General features: G+C 40.3%; 11 protein-coding genes and 1 tRNA gene. 5 read left to right on the forward strand and 7 right to left on the reverse strand.

The genetic code is table 11. The annotated features are described in order from the left end of the window. Positions 1-1003: 1003 nt before the first annotated feature. The 3 genes from phoB to ABU615_RS07265 all read left to right on the forward strand — a co-directional run bounded on the left by phoB (position 1004) and on the right by ABU615_RS07265 (position 3175). Positions 1004-1690: a phosphate regulon transcriptional regulator PhoB gene (gene phoB, locus ABU615_RS07255; RefSeq protein ID WP_100141432.1), complete on the forward strand. Its 687-nt coding sequence runs from the start codon at positions 1004-1006 to the stop codon at positions 1688-1690. 43 nt (positions 1691-1733) lie between these two features. Further along, positions 1734-3086 (forward strand): phosphate regulon sensor histidine kinase PhoR, encoded by a 1353-nt coding sequence (gene phoR / locus ABU615_RS07260; protein ID WP_367490058.1) that lies wholly within the window; start codon positions 1734-1736, stop codon positions 3084-3086. A 13-nt stretch (positions 3087-3099) separates the two neighbouring features. Further along, positions 3100-3175: transfer RNA gene (locus ABU615_RS07265), tRNA-Lys, on the forward strand. Between the two features lie 984 nt (positions 3176-4159). Here the strand turns inward: ABU615_RS07265 and ABU615_RS07270 are convergent. Continuing rightward, entirely contained in the window at positions 4160-4924 is a 765-nt protein-coding gene (locus ABU615_RS07270; RefSeq protein WP_370388757.1) for an SDR family NAD(P)-dependent oxidoreductase, read from the reverse strand. Between the two features lie 1237 nt (positions 4925-6161). Between ABU615_RS07270 and ABU615_RS07275 the strand changes: the two genes are divergently transcribed. Then, positions 6162-10217, forward strand: coding sequence for an autotransporter outer membrane beta-barrel domain-containing protein (locus ABU615_RS07275; protein ID WP_370388758.1), 4056 nt, complete (start codon positions 6162-6164; stop codon positions 10215-10217). Positions 10218-10511: 294 nt separating this feature from the next. Here the strand turns inward: ABU615_RS07275 and ABU615_RS07280 are convergent, their stop codons facing one another. Genes ABU615_RS07280 through tagK form a run of 6 tightly spaced genes read right to left on the reverse strand, consistent with a single transcriptional unit; the run spans position 10512 to position 16840 of the window. Next, the gene (locus ABU615_RS07280) at positions 10512-11645 is read right to left on the reverse strand and encodes an ImpA family type VI secretion system protein (RefSeq protein WP_370387688.1); all 1134 of its coding nucleotides are present in this window, start codon (positions 11643-11645) and stop codon (positions 10512-10514) included. After that, entirely contained in the window at positions 11608-12660 is a 1053-nt protein-coding gene (gene tssG, locus ABU615_RS07285) for a type VI secretion system baseplate subunit TssG (RefSeq protein ID WP_367417745.1), read from the reverse strand. Before tssG ends, ABU615_RS07280 begins: the two co-directional genes overlap by 38 nt. Further along, positions 12660-14543 (reverse strand): type VI secretion system baseplate subunit TssF, encoded by a 1884-nt coding sequence (gene tssF / locus ABU615_RS07290; protein WP_267404438.1) that lies wholly within the window; start codon positions 14541-14543, stop codon positions 12660-12662. Before tssF ends, tssG begins: the two co-directional genes overlap by 1 nt. Positions 14544-14553: 10 nt before the next feature. Continuing rightward, positions 14554-15060 (reverse strand): type VI secretion system baseplate subunit TssE, encoded by a 507-nt coding sequence (gene tssE / locus ABU615_RS07295; protein ID WP_367442074.1) that lies wholly within the window; start codon positions 15058-15060, stop codon positions 14554-14556. Positions 15061-15063: 3 nt separating this feature from the next. Next, entirely contained in the window at positions 15064-15894 is an 831-nt protein-coding gene (locus ABU615_RS07300) for a type VI secretion system accessory protein TagJ (RefSeq protein ID WP_267404432.1), read from the reverse strand. Beyond that, the gene (gene tagK, locus ABU615_RS07305) at positions 15872-16840 is read right to left on the reverse strand and encodes a type VI secretion system-associated protein TagK (RefSeq protein ID WP_370387689.1); all 969 of its coding nucleotides are present in this window, start codon (positions 16838-16840) and stop codon (positions 15872-15874) included. The genes ABU615_RS07300 and tagK overlap by 23 nt, the downstream gene beginning before the upstream one ends. Before the next feature lie 340 nt (positions 16841-17180). On the opposite strand from tagK, the gene tssH reads away from it, so the two are divergent. Then, positions 17181-19832, forward strand: coding sequence for a type VI secretion system ATPase TssH (gene tssH, locus ABU615_RS07310; RefSeq protein WP_370387690.1), 2652 nt, complete (start codon positions 17181-17183; stop codon positions 19830-19832). Positions 19833-19903: the final 71 nt, after the last annotated feature.

Consider the following 19903-nt stretch of genomic DNA (forward strand, 5'->3'; position numbering starts at 1 on the left):
CTATAAAATATTACCTAAGTCAAAAAATTAACTTTATGATTAATATAAGTATTGTTATACGATGTAAAAAATAGTGTTAGAGATAATTTTGATAGGTCAGAAGCTGTAGGGTGACTGGAAAATGCTACATGCCGGTGAAAAAGAAATTAGCTAAATAATTTAATATATGCGTATCTGATTTTTAGATGTGTATTTTATTTATGCTGAAATAATAAAATAAAATATTTCTGGTTTGATTAGGTAAAGAATGTCTAAATATATACAAAATAAGCAAATTTTGAATATCTATTTATTTTAGACCTGTTGCAAATTAGTTTCACTTAGCTTCTTTTTTATCATTTAATTTGAATAAATTATGGCTAATAAATCATCGATTTGGCTTATTATGGCTAATTATATTAGTGTGAACGATGGATTTTATTGAGCATATTTTAATTTTTAGTGACGAGGAGATGATTACGGGTATTAATTTATTGGGAGCTTAAAGCATAGGTTAGTTATTTGTGATACAGGCTATTGAAATAAAAATTTTTCAGCTTTGGATAATTTATCAGGAACTAATCTCTCTACTCTGCCATGGGATAGTATAAATCCGCCATACTGGCTTTTTACGTCTTAAAATATTTTTCTGACTAAGCTAAAAAATTGAAATATTATTGCTTTCATCTAAAGGTTTCTAAGTTTTTCAATCTTAAGTGGCAGCCTGCAATGCATTTATCTGACAGTTTCACAACATTCTGGCAAATCTATCAACTGATTGATAATTAAATATTAAAATGTAATTTATCCACTTGACGGCAATCATTTGCGTGGATTGTCATTTTAATTATGCATTTTTGCTGCAATATCCGCTGATATTGTGTTAGCATGAAAAAGGTTACTCCAATTATTAACCTGTGCAGCAGAATCTTTTCTGGCACAGGTTTTTTCTTGCTGATAGGTTGTATTTTCTGATTAATTTGCTAATCTGACACGGTAACAATTTATCCGCTCAGGAAAATATATGGCAGATGTAATGGTTCTAGTAGTAGAAGATGAGGCAGCCATTGCCACTCTGATTCAATTTACGCTGGAGCAGGCCGGATTTGCCGTGCAATGTGTACCTAGTGTGGAAGAAGCACAGCCATTTTTACAATCCAGACTACCAGATGTGCTGCTGCTGGATTGGATGCTGCCGGGTATTTCCGGTATCGATTTTATCCGCCAGCTGCGCCGCGATTCCAGAAGCCGTGATTTACCGATTATTTTGCTTACTGCACGCGGTGAAGAAACGGATAAGGAGCAGGGGCTGAATCTGGGCGCAGATGATTATATTACCAAACCTTTTTCACCGCGGGAGCTGATAGCGCGTATCAATGCATTGTTACGCCGCCGGGCTCCACAAAAAACCAGTACCCCATTGTCGATACAAGGGCTGGAGCTGGATCCGGTACAGCAGCGGGTGCGGGTTAATGGTCAGGCAGTTGCTTTTGGTCCCAGCGAATTTAAATTATTGCATTTTTTTATGACTCATCCAGACAGAATCTATACCCGTAGCCAGCTTTTAGATCAAGTATGGGGAGACCATGTTTTTGTTGAGGAACGTACGGTAGATGTGCACATCCGTCGCTTAAGGCGTGGACTCGAGACCGTAGGCTATGAGCACCTGATACAGACAGTACGTGGCAGTGGCTATCGGTTTTCCTTGTAGTCATTCATACTGAATCTTTCTTCAGGCAGGATGGAATTTATTTATGCCAGAACTGCGTCGTCACCTTTATTTAATACTGATTACACTGATTGTGGTTGTTATGCTGTCACTGCTAACTGGTGGTGTGCAGTCTGTAGTGATCAGTCTGTGTATTCTTTTTTTCTTGTGGCTAGTGGGGTACTGGTATCATCTAATTAAACTCGTACGCTGGCTGGAACGGCCAAAGCTTCGTAATGTGCCACAAGGTATTGGTATTTGGAATACTATTTTCAATACTTTAATGCTACAGGCCAAAAGCCGTAAAAAACGCAAGCAGAAGCTGGGAGTGGCTTTACTACGGTTTAATCGTATTGCTGAAACCATACCCGAAGGGGTGCTTATACTGGGGTTGGATGGCCGTATTCAGTGGCTGAATCATATGGCAGCCATTCATTTAAATCTTGATACCGAGCGGGATATTGATGGCAATTTGGCTGAATTAATCGCTAAAGCTGATTTTCAACAGTTTCTCCATGAGCAGGATACTGAGTTTGCAAATATCAAGCTTACTTTTGACGCAAATGGCAGTGGCTTACCAAGAATACTGAATATTATCCGTACACCATTTGACGAGCAGGCAACTCTGATTATCACGCAGGACATTACAGCGGCAGAGCAGCTAAATGCGACACGTACCGCTTTTGTGGCCAATGTTTCACATGAACTGCGCACTCCTTTGACAGTTATTAATGGTTTTCTGGAAACACTGACGGATATGCCCGAATTACCACAGGAGCAGCGGCAGTCATTTATCGAACTGATGAGTAAAGAGGGTGCGCGTATGCGCAACCTACTGGCTGATTTATTAACCTTATCACGTCTAGAAAGCCAGACCGATATTTCTTCGCGTAGACAGCCTGTCTGCCTGACGGCTTTGGCTGAGCAAGTGGTGCATGAAGCAATGCTTTTATCGGCAGAGAAGCATTCTTTTATCTCTGAGTTGGCGTCGGATATATGGGTGAATGGTATTCAGCAGGATTTGTATAATGCTTTCAGTAATCTGCTGTTTAATGCTGTACGTTATACGCCGCCTCAAGGAACCATCAGCATCCGGCTATGGAGTCAGGATGTTGCACCAGATGCTAAACAGGCCATTTTTCAGGTGAGCGATACTGGAGGTGGTATTGCCGCGGAACACATTCCTCATCTAACCGAGCGTTTTTATCGGGTCGATTCTGGCCGTTCCCGCCAGAGTGGTGGCACTGGTCTGGGGCTGGCAATTGCTAAACATGCTTTGGCAGAACATGGCGGTAAATTGGAAATTGAAAGTGTGGTGGGAAAAGGCAGTACGTTTAGTGCTGTTCTGCCACAGATGGAAATCAGCAAAGGACTTGACAGCAGCGACACTCCTGCCTAAAATGCGCGCTCTCGGGTCGTTAGCTCAGTCGGTAGAGCAGCGGACTTTTAATCCGTTGGTCGAGCGTTCGAATCGCTCACGACCCACCATCTTTCTTCTATATTCTCTATAATATTTCTTAAATGGCTATTGCCATTTTTCTTCTAACTTGGCCTGTGTGTCTATATTTTGTCATTACGTAGTTAAATTACAAATTGTTATTGCACTAATAGGGTTGTTTCGATTCTGTATTGTTGTTTATATTTTTACACAATTAAAGTGTTATCCTCGATCACATCTTCATTTTCTTTTCTGTTATTTTAATAGCCTTTTGGTTGCAGGCACTGTTTTCATTTTTGTTTGTAATCGTGATTTAGTCTGTATGTTAATGTAATATTAATTTACCAACATGCGTTGTTTAGTTGCTAACAAACATGTTTTTTAGTTTTTGAGTGTTTAACTAAGGAATAAACTGCATGTTTTTCTGAATAAAATATATGTAATTTAAGCTTTATACCCATTATTAGTAGTCTTTCTAAGCAGGAGTTAGACATTATTTTGTATAAATGTTTTTTGTAGGGTATGCATACTGACTATAAAATACAGAGTTTTGTTTTGTACCAATAAAAGAATTGCAGTTATGTTCTGGATTTTCGATTAAGCTGAAATTTGAACAGAAATTGAGTGTTATATTACTTGTAATCTAATACCTAATATTTTCATCGCAAAATATATAAGTCGTTGCAATAAGGATGCTATATTGGAAGATGATGCATGCTGGTTAGGTTATCACGGTAAGGTAGGAGAATTAGACGGATAGAGTATTGGATTGTTAGTAGATACTCCTCAATGTTGTTTAAAGTTATAAAAAATATAAAAAAATATCTTATTCACTCTGAATGCATATTTAATATCAGAAACAAATACCAATTTTTTTTAAATTGATACAGGAATCTATGTCAGTTGCTAATTTCTGTACCCTAGTTCGCAGAAAAATAATAATGTAACTGTACTGACTGTTAACCGAACACAAAAATCAGATTATATTTTGACATACTTGCTACTCCTATTCGGCCATTTTATTGTTAATCGTATTAGCGCATGGTTAAGCCACCATCGACTGAGATGGATTGTCCGGTAACAAAAGAGGAACAGTCACTAGCTAGCCATAGCACGGCATCGGCAATTTCTTCGGGCCGACCTTGGCGTTGCATCGGTACAGTTTTAACCATCGCATCTAAGGCTTCCTTTTGTCCAGATGCTGCCATTTTTTCGGACATAGGCGTGCGAATTAATCCGGGACAGACAGTATTGATGCGAATATTGCGTGTAGCGTATTCTAATGCCGCACTTTTGGTTAATCCTAATACACCGTGTTTAGCAGCATGATAATTAGCACGTTCAGCCCCACCGAGAATTCCGCCTAAGGATGAGCAATTTACAATCACACCATTGCCCTGCTGGCGCATTTGTATCAGTTCATATTTCATACATCCCCATACTCCGCGCAGATTTACACTCATTACACGATCAAAATCCTCTGCTGTGGCATCGGCAGTTTCTGCTAAAACATTTTGTATACCAGCATTATTAAACGCAATATCGAGATGGCCATAGGTAGAAACAATATGCTTTACCATTGCTTCTATATCATCCAAATTGGCTACATTGCAGATAACTGCCTCTGCTTGAAATCCATTCGCAACAAGATCCTGAGCAGCTTTGTTTACTGCCTCTGCATTGATGTCGGCAAGGACGAGAGTTGCACCTGATTCTGCAAAAGCACGAGCAGTAGCGAGGCCTATACCTGAAGCAGCACCGGTCACTAAAGCAACTTTATTATCAAAGGAATAATTCATATTTATTTCTCCGGTTAAGATTTAAAGATGTGACTAATTGTTGTAAATAACTCTTTAAAAGTATGGGTTTTAATATGCAGGTTGATTCGTAACCATCCTTTGTTTTTAAGATTCCAATTTATCGTTCTTAAGTTTTAAAAACGTGATTTTTAGGTATAAAATAATATACAAATATAATATTAATATTCAGCTATTCTCATCATATATTTGTTGATGAGCATTGATGGCTGGATAATTTGTAATATACTGAATTATAAAGAGTAAAACTAGATACTTGGATTTATTACACCTATGAATAAAATTCATTAATCAGTGATGCGCATTAGGCCAGATATAAAGCTTGGAGTTATGACTATACTGTTGTTTAATGATTTTATTAATGCATAATTTGAAGTTTTCATCTAGTCTGGAAAGTGTGTAGAAAACAAGGCATCAGAGTAGGTGGTTATATTCTGGAAGCAGTTAGTGAATTTATAAAGATAATTGACATCCATTAAGACCTGAAGATTTTTAATATTATTCCTACATAATTACTCGTCTTTCTTCAGCAGCAAGAATCAGTGCTTGGGTATAAAACAAAACGATATCATTCAACATAATTAGTTGAAGTTTGACTATTTTTATATGCTACATGCTATTTATGTAGGTTAAAACTGGTCTAGCGTTTCGAGCTTGCTTGTGTATATCTTTTAAAAATTTTTAAGGTCTGTAATGAATGCAAAATTTAGATACTAATATGCTTATGTTTTATTTTTATTTATAAATGTCAGTAATAGATTGAGCTTTGATTAATTTAAAAAAATTCAGTTTTATTCATATAAACGAATAAAGATGTTTACTACCCAGATTAGACTATTTTAAATATAAACTTTTCTCGTAGTTTATTATTCAAATATCTTATTAATTTAGAGTGGTTGGTAAATACTAGCTAAATCATCTCAATTAAATGCGTAATTGAATCGTGTTTATGGGATTAATTCATCTTTTTTATCTATTAAACTAAGTTGTAATTAAAACGTTTTCCTCTAATTATCACAAATATAAATTCTAATAAATAACTTATACTTTAAAAATAAACTTAAATATCAATTAAAATTTAATTGATATGTATCAATAGATGTATTTTTTAAGCCAAAATATAGGTTTGATTTATAATGTAATTAAATGTTAATATAAATTGCATTATATTTATATAGTGTTAACAAAGACCAACTTACAATTATAGATAGATTGATTTATGAATAAAATATATAAACTTATCTGGAATGCCAGAGAACATGCTTATGTGGTGACTTCAGAATTGGCTCGCAAAAGTGGAAAAGTTGTAGGAGTTAAAGTACTTACCTTGCTAGGTGCACTCGCATTAAGTGCAAATGTTGCTTCCGCAGCAGAAGACTTGGTAATTTCAGATAAAGATAAAGCCAACGGAAAAGATATTGTGTTTATTGGCAATATTGATTCGGATAATGGTATAGGCTCTCCAGCCCTCCCTTTTGAAGTCTTTAATTTGAAAGATGGCCAGAATATTAGAGTAGAACTTGAGAGAAAAGGGGATTTGGGTAGTATTTGGGGGTTGAATAACGGAACTGGAGAAACCACTGTTAATATAAAAGGAGATGTTATTTCTTCAGGAAATTTATTTTTTCCTTCTTCCGAGGATCCTGCTGAATCAACAGATGAAAATTTTCTATTTGATGATGCGGTTAGCATGACTAACTCTGAACAAGCAACTAATCTTACAGTCAATCAGGAAGAAAGCAGCATCATTAAAGCTAAAAACACCGGTATTATGGCATCTAATAATGGTACTGGTTCTACCAAAATTAATATTGCAGGAACAATAGCAGCAACAACAGCCGTCTACGCAGATAGTGGTGAAAAAACTCAAGATGTGACTATCACGCAGTCAGCTCCCAGTAAAATTGAAGGTTCAGTTAACGGAATTGTAGTAAATAATCAGGGTAAGGGAGCAACAAATATTGATATAGCCGGTAATGTAAGCTCAACTGGTAATGCAACCATTCCGGAAGATCCTGAAAATCCAGACAGTGAACGATATAATTCTGGTAGTGGTATTATTGCCATAAATAATAAAAACGCTACGGACCTGAATATAACTCAGTCTTCAGCCGCCAGTTTAATTCAAGGTGGAGCAACAGGAATTACGGCATCCAATTCAGGTGTTGGTTCTACCACGATTACTACTGCTGGCACGGTAATTGCTGATGGCATAGCAGAAAATGGTATTGGTATTGCCGCTTCCAATACTCAAACAGCCAAAGCAATCCATATAAACCAGACTTCAGGAAATATTAAAGGTAAAGAAAAAGGCATATCTGCAAGTAATTTCGGCCAAGGCAATACCGAAATCACTACTGCAGGAAATGTTACTGGTAATAAAGACGCCGGCATCGATGTTACTAATATGAACTTTGATTATCCTGATACTGAAACAAGAGCAGAAACCAAATCGAAGACCGATATCATTATTAATCAAACTGCCGGAAGCATTATTGGTGGTACAGATGGTATTACTGCTGTTAATGAAACTGGTGGAAAAGTTTCAGTGACTACAGCCGGTAAAGTAGAAGGTAAAACTGGAGCCGGAATTCAGGTTGTATCAGGTACAGCACCAGTTTCAGATATTGATGAAAGCGGTGAAGATACAAGTTCAGCATTTGCTTTAAATAAAAAAGTCGCAACAAAAGCCGGTGATGAAAATGGACAAGCATATTTAGGCGGTATCAATATTGTTCAGCAAAGTGGTGAAATCAAAGGTGTTGCTAGTGGTATAGATGCCAACAACTACGAATCGGGTGCGGTTAATATTCAGGTGAGTGGCAATGTGAGTGCAACAGGCACTCAATTTCAGGAAGCTGACAAACCAGAAACTGAATATGGTACTGGTATAGGTATTAATGCATTAAATGATGGAGAAAATACCACTGACCTAAATATAAGTCAGTTGGCGGAAAGCAGTAAAATTCTGGGCACAGCAGGCGGCATCAGTGCAAATAATTTTGGCAAAGGTTCAACCACCATCACTACAATAGGAACAGTGATAGCTACTGGACCGGGAGAATATGGAAGTGGTATTTCTGCTTTCAATGGTGAAACGGCCAATGCCATCACTATTACCCAGAGCACAGGTGAAATTAAGGGTGACCAGAGCGGAATATTGGCAACCAATACAGGCAAAGGTTCAACAGTAATTACAACTGCAGCAAATGTAACAGGAACCAAAGGCGCTGGTATTCAAGCAAACAATATAAACTGGAGTGACACGGGTGCTAAGACAGATATCAAAGTAGATCAAACTGCCGGAAATATTACTGGTGGTACAGACGGTATCATTGCTGTTAATGCAACTGGTGGCAATATTACAGTTGGTGTTGCCGGTAAGGTGACGGGGGGTAGTGGTGCAGGTATTGCTACTAATATTCCAAATGGTATTGTTTCTTATACAACCGAAAAAACTGCAGGGATTAGTAATATTACTCTGAACCGTGGTGCAGATGTTTCTGCCGTGTCAGGGGTAGCGATTATAGATGGTGATAATGATGCTAATGTTATTTTAAATGGTGGTTCTAAAGTAGCTGGCCAAATTAATCTTGGTAAAGGCAACGATACGCTCACTATCAATAATGGCTCAGATATTTCTGGAGTGACTGTACTGGATGGTGGCAACGATAATGATACCGGGCCAGATAGCAGTACTGATAAACTGTATCTCAATACCAGTCTGCGTGGTTCTTCAGAAACTTCTCGAAATGGAGAGGTAGGCATTATTAACTGGGAAGATATTAATCTGGGAGAATCAGCTAAACTGACATTAACAGGCAATCTGAATACCCAAAACCTCAATATTGGTTCTGGATCCGAATTAAAGCTTGATAATGTTTCAAATAGTGCTACGGAAGATTCAGCGCACGAAGTGGCCGTAAAAGGTAATGTTAAAAATTCTGGTAGCATTAATATGGTGAACGGTAATGGGGGTGACCGCCTCACTATTCAGGGTAACTATCACGGTAATAAAGGCAGTAAGCTGCTTATGGAAGTGACGCCAAAACAGAATCAGGCTGATAAATTACATATTACGGGAGATGCCACGGGTAGGACTGCGATTGATTTCACTGATGTAAGTGGGCTGGGAGCCAATACTGCCGGTACAAAAGGGGTTGAAATCGTTTCAGCAGATGGCAAAGCTGATGGTGAAGTGTTTACCTTGCTTCGTGATCATGTTGATGCGGGTGCTTATGAATACCGACTGAAAAAAAGTGAAGATAATAAATGGAATTTGTTATCTGAAAAAATTCCTGATACTGGAAACAAAACAAAACCCAAAACTGCATATCGTAGGGAAGTACCATTATTAAGTGCTGTAGGGGCTCAACTGCGTCAGGCTGATAGTCTGATGCTAGCGGATATGCATAAGCGGATTGGTGCGACACCTGCTCCAGATGAACGCAAGGCATGGGGCCGAGTGATTGCGAATCGCAGCGATATTCGTCAGAGCGGTGTAGCTGATGTTCGCAGCAAGGGTAATTACGCCGGTTTACAACTAGGCAGTGATGTTTGGACCAGTAATGGTCTGAGAGTTGGTGGCTATCTGGGCTATTTGCACGGTAATCTGGATGTAGATGGTTTTGCCAGTGGAGTAGATGGCAAAGTTGGTAAAAACAGCACCAAGTCCTATTTCCTAGGCGCATATGGTAACTATACCCGAGATAGTGGAACCTATCTGGATGTAGTGTTACAGGGCGCACGCCACAATGCTGATATCAAGCCGGATAATGCATCAAACAGTAAACAGAAAGGCCACGGTATCACGGCTTCTGTAGAAGTAGGCCAGCCATTTGCACTTGGCAGCCGTAGCTGGAAGTTCGAACCTCAGGCACAAATTATGCATCAATGGCTAGATCTGAATGATATTGATATCAGTGGTAATACCAAAGTTAGGCAGGATCATGACAATGCATGGTTATTCCGTTTGGGTGGACGTTTGGAAGGAAACTATCCGGTGAATAAAGGTGTACTGCGACCTTATGCGCGTTTAAATTTCTTCTATTCTCCTAATGGTGCAGATACCAGCAGTTTTGCAACTAAAGCTGCCTCTACAACATTGCGTACTGGTGCTTCTCATGCAAATACTGAAATGGCCATCGGTGGAAGCTATGAAATTACTGATAAAGTAAAAGCATATGGCGAAATCGGCCATACCTGGTCTAATGGGAATGATGCACATGTGAAGTCACCGGTTAATGGTTCAGTGGGACTGAGGGTAAACTGGTAACGATCATTGATTTAAGTATATGAAGTGAGTAGGACTGAATCGTAGATTGATTCAGTCCTTTTTCTATTCTATGATGTTTTGATAATTTAATTAATAAAGTATCATAACAATATAGGCTTGAATAATACTACTGTTAAACAAAATTTCTGGTAATTTCAGGTTGATAATAATTTTTTAACACCTATACGGCATTATCGAAGGTATGAATCCTGTTACTAATGGATTTATACGATAAAGTTCAATTAAAATTAAGTCTGAAGTTTTAAACGTCAATCGATAAAGAAATTATAAAATTTACGTTTCTTCTTCATCCCATTTTTGCAATAACTCGAGTGGTATTGCATTGATTACTTCGGAAAAGCGTTTACCCACCATGCGTTCTGCTTGACGCAGGAGGGGGATAGTAGGGCTGCTGGGCTCGTTGGCTTCAAACCAGTGACGTATATCCTCAATGCGCTGAAGGGCGTCATAACGGTCGGCAATAGCTACAGGCATCAGTTCTTGTAAAACATCATTTGTAAGGGATTCGTGATTAAGAGAAGAATCTACATCTTCTTGTATAATTTCAGGTGCGTTAGAAATATGGGTGTTGTTTTGTTCTGGTAGGTTATTTTCTTCGGGTGTTTCTCTTTTGGGGGCAGATCGGTTCTCATTATCCTGAAAATAGCTCAATATTTTTTTTAGCGAACTAAAATCCGGTGCATTGAGTTTTAAATTCTCATCGACCCATGTTTGCAATTTTTCTACAATTGGTAGCACTTCATCTAGTGCTATCAGCGCCGGTGTATTTCGCAGACGCAAATCAAGCAATTGCCGCCGTACGGAGTCTGGAGCCAGAGCATCAGCCGGACGGGGAATTGATAAAGAGCGCTCTACATCCCGAATTTGTAATCGCAATGCCGCATTACTAGACAGGACAATCCCGCGAATATCTGCCATAACACCTTGCGGGTCTGTCAGACCGGCAAGCGCATTACTGCGAACCAGTGCCGCATCCTCTTCATCACCATTTTCATCTGATTCAATCTGTGGATATATTTCCTGTGAATAAGTGGTGCAGGCCTCTTCAAGTAAACTTAATCCTTCAAGAAGACCTTTGGCTCCGTTTAACTGGATTCTGCTGCGCAGAAAGATAATATAAATTCGGATGTCTTTAGTCCGTAGCAACAATCTTAGTGCATCGCGTTCAACTTCATTCCAGTTAATTCCTTCCGGTTTGTTAACGAAATCACCATATTGAGCTTCAGGTTGTTCGGTAGATTTAGAAAGTAACAGCAGAAATTCTGGGTCATATTCGAGATTACTGCCACATGGCTGTTCTGCAGAAACGGGAGCAAGCAAGTCTGCATATTGGTGTTTCTGTTTTATATTTTTATTGCTCATCTTTTTCTCACAACTGTCTGATGCTGGAATATTGTTCTGGTTCATACGTCATACCCGCCACTGGAAGATCATTCATAGACTGACCCAGCCAGGTAGTCCATCCTAAACGCTGGTCAGAACTCATTTGCGCTGGAGGGGCTGAACGCGGATTCAGTTGTAGTTGTATTTCCCACTCATATTCATATCCGATAAACGCCCTAACCCATTCGATTAAGCGTGGTAAGTCGCGTCCGTTAGGTAAAAAATGTAAGTAATCATCCAAATTCAATGGGCCAATAGTTAAGCGGAATTTATGCTGTCGATCTGGTACCATCTGTCCTACTAATGCGCCTTCTCCTATCACTGATGCGGGTCCGGGTATACCCAGACGGGTACGTTCTTCGGGCGCAACGGCAATCCAGTGTAATACGTATTCTTCAAGGGTAAAGGGTACGCCAAAATAATGAGACAGTGTTGATGTCATTCCATCTGGATTACGGGCTTCGCGCACTAAATGTGCTCCTGCCGCTAATCTGGGATGAGATGGCAAGGGGCTTTCAGCAAATTCTTCCAGACTCTGACCACTAAGGCTGGCTATAAAAAAAGAAAATTCTTCAGCGTCCTGTCTATCCAGTCCACCGCCAGCAGACTGAGCGCTTTGCCACGCACTATAGAATTGGGTCAGGTAGCGATGGTGAAATAGATCAGCAAAATCTACTAATGTGCTGTCACGGTTACTGTCGCGTCGGCTCAGGGCAATTTCAGTATAATGCATCGGCAAAGGACCATTGGCTCCCCACAATCCCAATCCGAATAATTGAATACGAAATTTTCCTTCTGATGTTAAAGAAGTTGAAGCAATTTCGCGTGGAGCAAAAATCAGTGATGGTGATTGTCCCAGCCGAAACGGTTCTTGCTGTGGTCGTACAGCATCACCTATTGGTAGCTGAAGCGGATATTGAGCACCAAAAAAACGCATCAGACTTAAATACCCATAACGCCATGGCTTCTCGCTAGCCTTATGCAGAATGTCTTGCCATTTTTTTTTATCTGTATTGGGCGAACTGTCCATCTCTTTCATTAGATTGCACCCCTACCGCCCATCCGTACTGGCCAAAGCGCAATCTGACCACGCTGGATACTATGCAAAGCAGTTTGTGTGAACGTATTGATGGCAACATGACGCGATAAGTAGTGCTCCATTACTAATCCAAACAGATAAGGACTAATGCCGGAAAATCCGTCTTCGTCAATTGTCAGCTCGCATTTGACACCTCTTCCGTATACCAAAGGACCTGCACCAGGTAAACGTCGGGTTACTGGTTCAGTTTTGACTCCTATCAAACTTTGTATTTGGCGCAGTTGTGGGCTGTCATGTGTTGGTACAAACAGTCTTAGCATATCCCGTAATGCCTGACCCCCTGGGCGATGAGCCATATCAGACAATGGTAAATAATTGAAAGACAGTTGCCTTATAAGACGCCATGCCAGCTCCCGTTCTGCAAATGGCGCCAGCGGTGGGCGTGGTGCACGGATGAGTCCGATACTTTCAACTGGTACGGAATCATCAATGGAAAGATCATCAATACCATTGCGTGGAACCAATGTTGCCAGATCACGATTGGTTAACCATGCGGTAGCCGAAAGATAACGCAGATATTCAGGATAAGGTGCTTCATTCTGGTCTACCAAAGACAGAAAAATTTCTGTCCCAATATAACTAGTACGGGTACCATATTTTCGGGCATTGTCGGATAGTTTGCGTTGTTCACGACGCAGGGAGAAATATCGGCCGTAATTACCTTCGTCGTTATTAAGAGAGTTATAAAGCGGGCGAAAATTTAGTTCTTCTGTAGTCTGTGGTTTCAGTCCGTGGACAGTTTCAATTGTATAAATTTCATAATCAAGTGGCCGAGATCTGTCCGCAACCAGATGTAACTCAGTGCGGGCTGTATCCAGTTCTATCCTGTCTGTACGTTTACGGAAAAGATTAATTAGTGGTGTACAAAACAAAGCAAATTGTTCTGTACTGGTTTGATTAATTAGCCAGCTATCCGGAATGCGATCCAGCAGAATGATAATTTCAGCTACATTAGCATTGATTTTGCTCAGACCATTGGATAGACCTGTCGGTGTAAAAAAATAAAACCGTTCTGGACAGCTAAAATATTCATGCAACAAATTATGTCCATGGAAAACATCCCATGTAAGCGGTAGTAACCCTTCTCCCGGTTCCAACCCTTCATGCACGACCGCATTTTTTACATTAATGTCTAATGCTCCCGTGAAACTTCCTGGATAACCGGCTACCGTTGCAACGGCACTGGTATGCAATAATTCAAACAGATGAGATGCAATTCTGTCTTCACCACACAGATAAATAGGTAAGCGATCCAAACCTTTAATCTGATTAAAGTTGATTTCACCAAATGTGCGTAAGGTCAGACGTAAGGCACCGGTTACTTTAGTGTGAGCCGGCAGATAACGGTTGAGCATCGGCATGTCAGGCGGTGCCCCGGTTAATCTGGCTTCAATGATCTGGATTGGCCATAATGTAACTTCCTGACTATTGCGAAATTCACAAACTGTGTTTTCTCCTACTGGAATACCGGCACGAAAAGTAGAATGTCTGGGTACCTTAAATCCTTGGTGGAAATCACCTTCCGAATGGCTGGGATGAAGCTGTGCTACCGCCATTGATGGGGTGGGTGTGACATAATTCGGATAAATGACTTCCAGCAGACGTTGGGTAAATCGCGGAAATTCAGCGTCAATTTTTAATTGTGTGCGTGCTGTGAGAAAACAGAAAGCCTCTATCATCCTTTCTACATAGGGATCCGCTATTTCAATACCCTGCATACCCAGACGTTTTGCAATTTTGGGGTGTTGCCGCGAAAACTCAGCGGCCATTTCACGCATGAAAGTGAGTTCTTTGTTGTAATAGTCTAGTAATAACGGATCCATGATTTTTCTATCAGATAATACTTATTCTGTTGGTTTCAAGATCAAATGCACTTTGGACAACAAATGAAGTAGGGTATGGTTCAGTGAGAATGCGTCCGCGTATTTCAAATAATAAGACATTGTAATTTAATTTGGATTCATCTTTCATTAATGGAGCAACACCTAATGAAGAAGCCTCCAATCTTGGTTCAAAACGCAGAATTGCACGCCGAATAGCTTTCTCAATATCAATCCATTTGTGCTCATGCATATATTGACCAGCAATAGGAGGCACGCCATAGTTGACTACAGAAGCAGCTACCTGTGGATACAAACGTAAATCAATCTCATCTTCCAGATTAGTGGTATTGAGTAGATACATCAGATCTCGCTGAACTATTGCCCGTAACCGTTCAGAAGAAACTGTATAATTCTCAGATGTTTCAGTCTTACGAGTGGGTGCATCATCCCGTAGGCGATCAAACAATGTAGGTAAGAGATGAGCCTTCGGGCGTAAAGGGGGGAATTGTTCAGCCATTTATTACCCTTTATCAGTCACAAATTCACATGAAGTGATGTCAAGAATGCCGATATCTCCGTGATCTGTTTGCCATGTTTTTTGCCCTAAAGCCCTTACAGAGGTTTCCCCATGCTCCTTCCAGATAGTTTCACGGCATAACATCAGCGATTCACTTTCTGATTCCGAACCACAGCAGCGACCAAGCAGAAACGCGTGATGTTCTGAACCATCTGTAAGTGTTATTAAGGCGGGTTTCCAAATTAAATCCAGAATAGAGTGGGGACGTGTGGAAGAAACAGAGCTGATCTGTTCGAATGGAAGCCATGTATAGATACTACCGATTACGAGCTCAATGGTTGGACCAAGCCATGTATCACTATCTGCAATCCATGAGAATTTACCACCTGGGTCGATAGTACCGGAAACATCTTTAGCTGAACCCAATGCTGCTTCTCTCATTTCATCCGCTTTTGTCTCATTGTCAGTCTGATTTAAAGCAATTGCATCAAGTAACAAATCTACCCATTCGGGTTGTTGCTGGATGAATCCCGGACGTTTTTGACCAGAAAAACACTCCTTGCGATATATTTCACATGCAATTAATCCTCGGAAAGCTTGGGCCTGTTGTTCAAAATCAGATTGCATCTGAGCACATGCTTGTAATTGCTTCAGCGCCCGCTGCCAGTCTCCCTTCAGACAAAGTAATTGAAATAACAACCAACGCTGAACATGGTCTGTAGGTTTAGTTTTGATTTGTTGTTCAGTTTCCTGTATGACATCAGTCAGAGATCGGTTGGCTATCCATGCTTGCAGCGTAGAAAAATGTTCATCATTTCGGTGTGTCTTGCTCATCCTTAAAATCCTTTTGGTGACTGTCAGCAAATTGTGACATGCGATAATGACTGTCTACGCTAACGGCATGATGCTCTTTTCTGGTTAATGTGGGTGGCATATGTGCATGACTATTCTGCTGTTGCCAGCCCGGAGCGAATAAATGCAAAATTTCGGGTATTTCTTCTGTTTTGAACAGCTCAGCTTCTCTGAGGCTGTCAAGGCCGTTAAAGACATCATCAATGTTTAGTGGCCCAGAAACAATGTCCTGTAAGGTCATTAACGGGTCCAAATTGCCTGAGAGATCGGTTAGATTAACAGTGGATGCAGAACTACTGACATCATTTTTTAGTAATCTTTCCTGCCAGAAATGCTCATTTACTGATAGCTGTGGTGTGTCAAGTGCCTGACGATATTCGTGTAATAAATCCAGAAAAATGGCCTCAGCAGGAGATTCTTCTAATGTCGAATCTTTTGTCTGATATTCAGTACTTTCCAATAGTTCATAAGGCAGGCTTGGCATCACCAGACTGAATGGATTTTCATCTTTCTGCTGAGAAAGCAAATGTGAGTCAAACCATTTTAAATCTAATGGCATAATTTTGTAATCGGCATTGTTTTTGTTGAGTGTTTCAGTTTCGATCTCTGAAGTAAACTGTTGAGCGGGATTAATTTGCCAGATTGATAATCCCCATTCAAAAATATCGCCATCATGCAAAAGACACCAATTATTTGATGCAATCGGCATTCCATTTACTGCGCAGTGAACATTTTGAGAAAGGTTAAGTAGTTGCCAGCCGCTTGCTGACTGACGAATACTTAATGCTAGATTTTCTGTTGCAGGTGATTCTGTTTGAAGACTATAAATCGAGGTTTCGGAAAAAAATGCATATTTTTTTATTTCATAAACCTGACCAACTTTAATTCCACGGCAGTAATCAAGACTTAATAGAAGTGAATTTTCCATAACGTCTTTCAGGTAGTAATTGTTTGTTCTCTGCTAGACCTGAGACCATGAGTTAACTTTCTACAAAAGCTATTGGTAATCTCTGCACTAATATTTATTAATAATATTGTATTTCTGTATAAATGTGTTAAGCAATATTACAGTAATTCGGGATGTATGCATGAATTATCCTTGTTTATAAAAACAAAATCAAGAATTATTCTTGCATCCTTAAGTTTTACATGTTAAATTTTAAATTAACTTCATAATGTTTAAGAAATGTTATAATTTTAATGAAATTTTAGGTATGTTGTTTGTTTTCTCCTTTTAAAAACAAAATAAAGGATACTGGTAAACAAATATGGACATTTCCCGCCAAGCTCTATTTGGTAAACTTAATACAACACTGTTCCGCTCTATTGAATCGGCTACAACATTTTGTAAATTACGTGGAAATCCTTATGTTGAGCTCGTGCATTGGGTACACCAGCTCATGCAGGAAAATGATGGCGATGTTATTCGAATATTGCGGCATTATGAAGCGGATATCGCCAAAATTGAGCAGGATATTTCACGTAACCTGCTTTTGCTGCCATCTGGAGCAAGTTCAATCAGTGATTTTTCCCACCATATAGATTTAGCAATTGAGCGGGCGTGGGTTTACGCTACTCTCACGTTTAAGGATTATAAAATTCGAGGAGCTTGGTTATTTGCCGCTTTGGTACTGACGCCTGAATTGCGTCGTGTATTGACAGGAGTTTCTGGCGAATTTACCAAAATTCCTCAGGAAGAATTAGCAGAATCATTACCTGAAATAATTAAACAGTCCCCTGAATCTCAGGATCGTCCTTACGATGATGCTGGCTATGCAGCTGCCATTCCTGGTGAGGCCAGTCAGTCGTTAATGGATAATAGTCAAGATAGTAAATCTGCTCTGGCAAGATATTGTACAGACCTGACAGAAGAAGCAAAACAGGGTCGGATAGATCCAGTTATCGGTCGTGAGCATGAAATACGCACCATGATAGATATTTTGTTGCGCCGTCGTCAGAATAATCCTTTATTAACGGGAGAAGCAGGTGTAGGCAAAACCGCTGTAGTAGAAGGATTTGCTTTGGCTATTGCCTATGGGGAAGTGCCACCGAGTCTTTCAGAAGTAAGATTATTGTCCTTAGATGTGGGTGCATTACTGGCTGGTGCCAGTATGAAGGGTGAATTTGAATCACGTTTAAAATCAGTATTGGAAGAGGCTAGCCATTCAGCAAACCCAATCATAATATTTGTTGACGAAGTCCACACTCTGGTGGGAGCAGGAGGAGCTTCTGGTACCGGTGATGCAGCAAATCTGCTAAAACCTGCTCTGGCAAGGGGTACTTTACGTACCATTGGTGCTACTACATGGAGTGAATATAAACGGCATATTGAAAAGGATCCAGCTCTAACGCGCCGGTTTCAGGTTTTACAAGTAGCCGAACCGGAAGAAGCTGCGGCCATTAATATGGTCCGCGGTCTGGTTTCAACATTTGAAAACCATCATGGCGTAATTGTGATGGATGAGGCAGTGAGAGCTGCAGTTAAATTATCCCATCGTTATATTCCATCACGCCAATTGCCAGACAAAGCCATTAGCCTTCTGGATACAGCGTGTGCAAGGGTTGGCCTGTCGTTGCACACGCCACCCAGTACTGTGCAATACCTGCGTCAGCAGCTAAATGCTGCACAAACTGAACTGGAACTATTAAGTAAACAACAACGTATTGGTTTGTTTACAGGAGAGTTGACTGAAGTAGAACTGCGTATAGAAGCACTTTCAGTTGAGCTGGAAACCGAAGAAGCACGTTGGCAACAGGAGCTGCAAACTGTAGATAAATTAATAGCTGCACGTGCATGCTGTCAGAACAATGATGATAAGGCTCTTTTGGAGCAACTGTCAGAAATTGAAACAGCTTTACGAGCGTTACAAGGTGATGTCCCAGTAGTTTTTCCAGAAGTTAGTGAAAGTGTTGTAGCTGCAATTGTCTCTGACTGGACTGGTATTCCTGTTGGTAGGATGGTCAAGGATGAGATAGGAGCCGTATTGAATCTTTCTGTTAATCTGGCGCAGCGTGTAGTGGGGCAGGATGATGCGCTTGACCAGATCGGAGAACGTATCCAGACCGCACGCTGTGGTTTAACAGATCCTAATAAGCCGGTTGGCGTCTTTTTGCTGGTAGGCCCTTCTGGTGTTGGTAAAACCGAAACGGCGCTGGCACTCTCTGAAGCCATGTACGGTGGTGAGCAAAACCTGATCACCATCAATATGAGTGAGTTTCAGGAAGCACACACTGTCTCTACTCTTAAAGGTGCACCTCCAGGCTATGTTGGCTATGGTGAAGGTGGCGTCCTTACCGAAGCGGTACGTCGACGGCCATATAGTGTGGTATTGCTGGATGAGATAGAAAAAGCCCATCGCGATGTACATGAAATTTTTTATCAAGTCTTTGATAAAGGCATGATGGAGGATGGCGAGGGCTTAAATATTGACTTTAAAAACACCGTCATTCTGATGACCAGTAACGTAGGCTCTGATCTGGTTTCTCAATTATATGCTGACCCAGCACTCGCCCCGGATTGGTCAACGCTGAAAGAAGTGCTGATGCCGGAGTTACGTAAACATTTTCCGGCAGCATTTATTGGTCGGCTAACCATTATTCCTTATTTGCCATTAGCAGATGAAGCACTGAGCAGTATTGCTCGCCTGCACCTCAACCGTATCGTACTAAGAATGCGTGAACAGCACGGTATTGCATTAAATTATGACGAGGCATTGGTAGAGCATATTGTACAGCACTGCCCTATGCATGAAACAGGTGCTAGATTACTCATCGGATATATCGAACAGCATATTTTGCCAGCTCTTTCACGCTACTGGCTTCAGGCTTTAACAGAAAAAAAAGCTGTGGAATCTATCAATATAAGTATTGACCCTAGCCATACTGAAAATCCAATTATTTTTTCGGTTGTACCTGTCTAGTCAAACATCGTAAAGCAGTAACCTTAATGACCGGTGCAGACCGGTAGTGATTGATAAAAGAAAAGGAAGCA

This window comes from Snodgrassella alvi, assembly GCF_040741455.2.
In the GTDB taxonomy this organism is placed as follows: domain Bacteria; phylum Pseudomonadota; class Gammaproteobacteria; order Burkholderiales; family Neisseriaceae; genus Snodgrassella; species Snodgrassella alvi_E.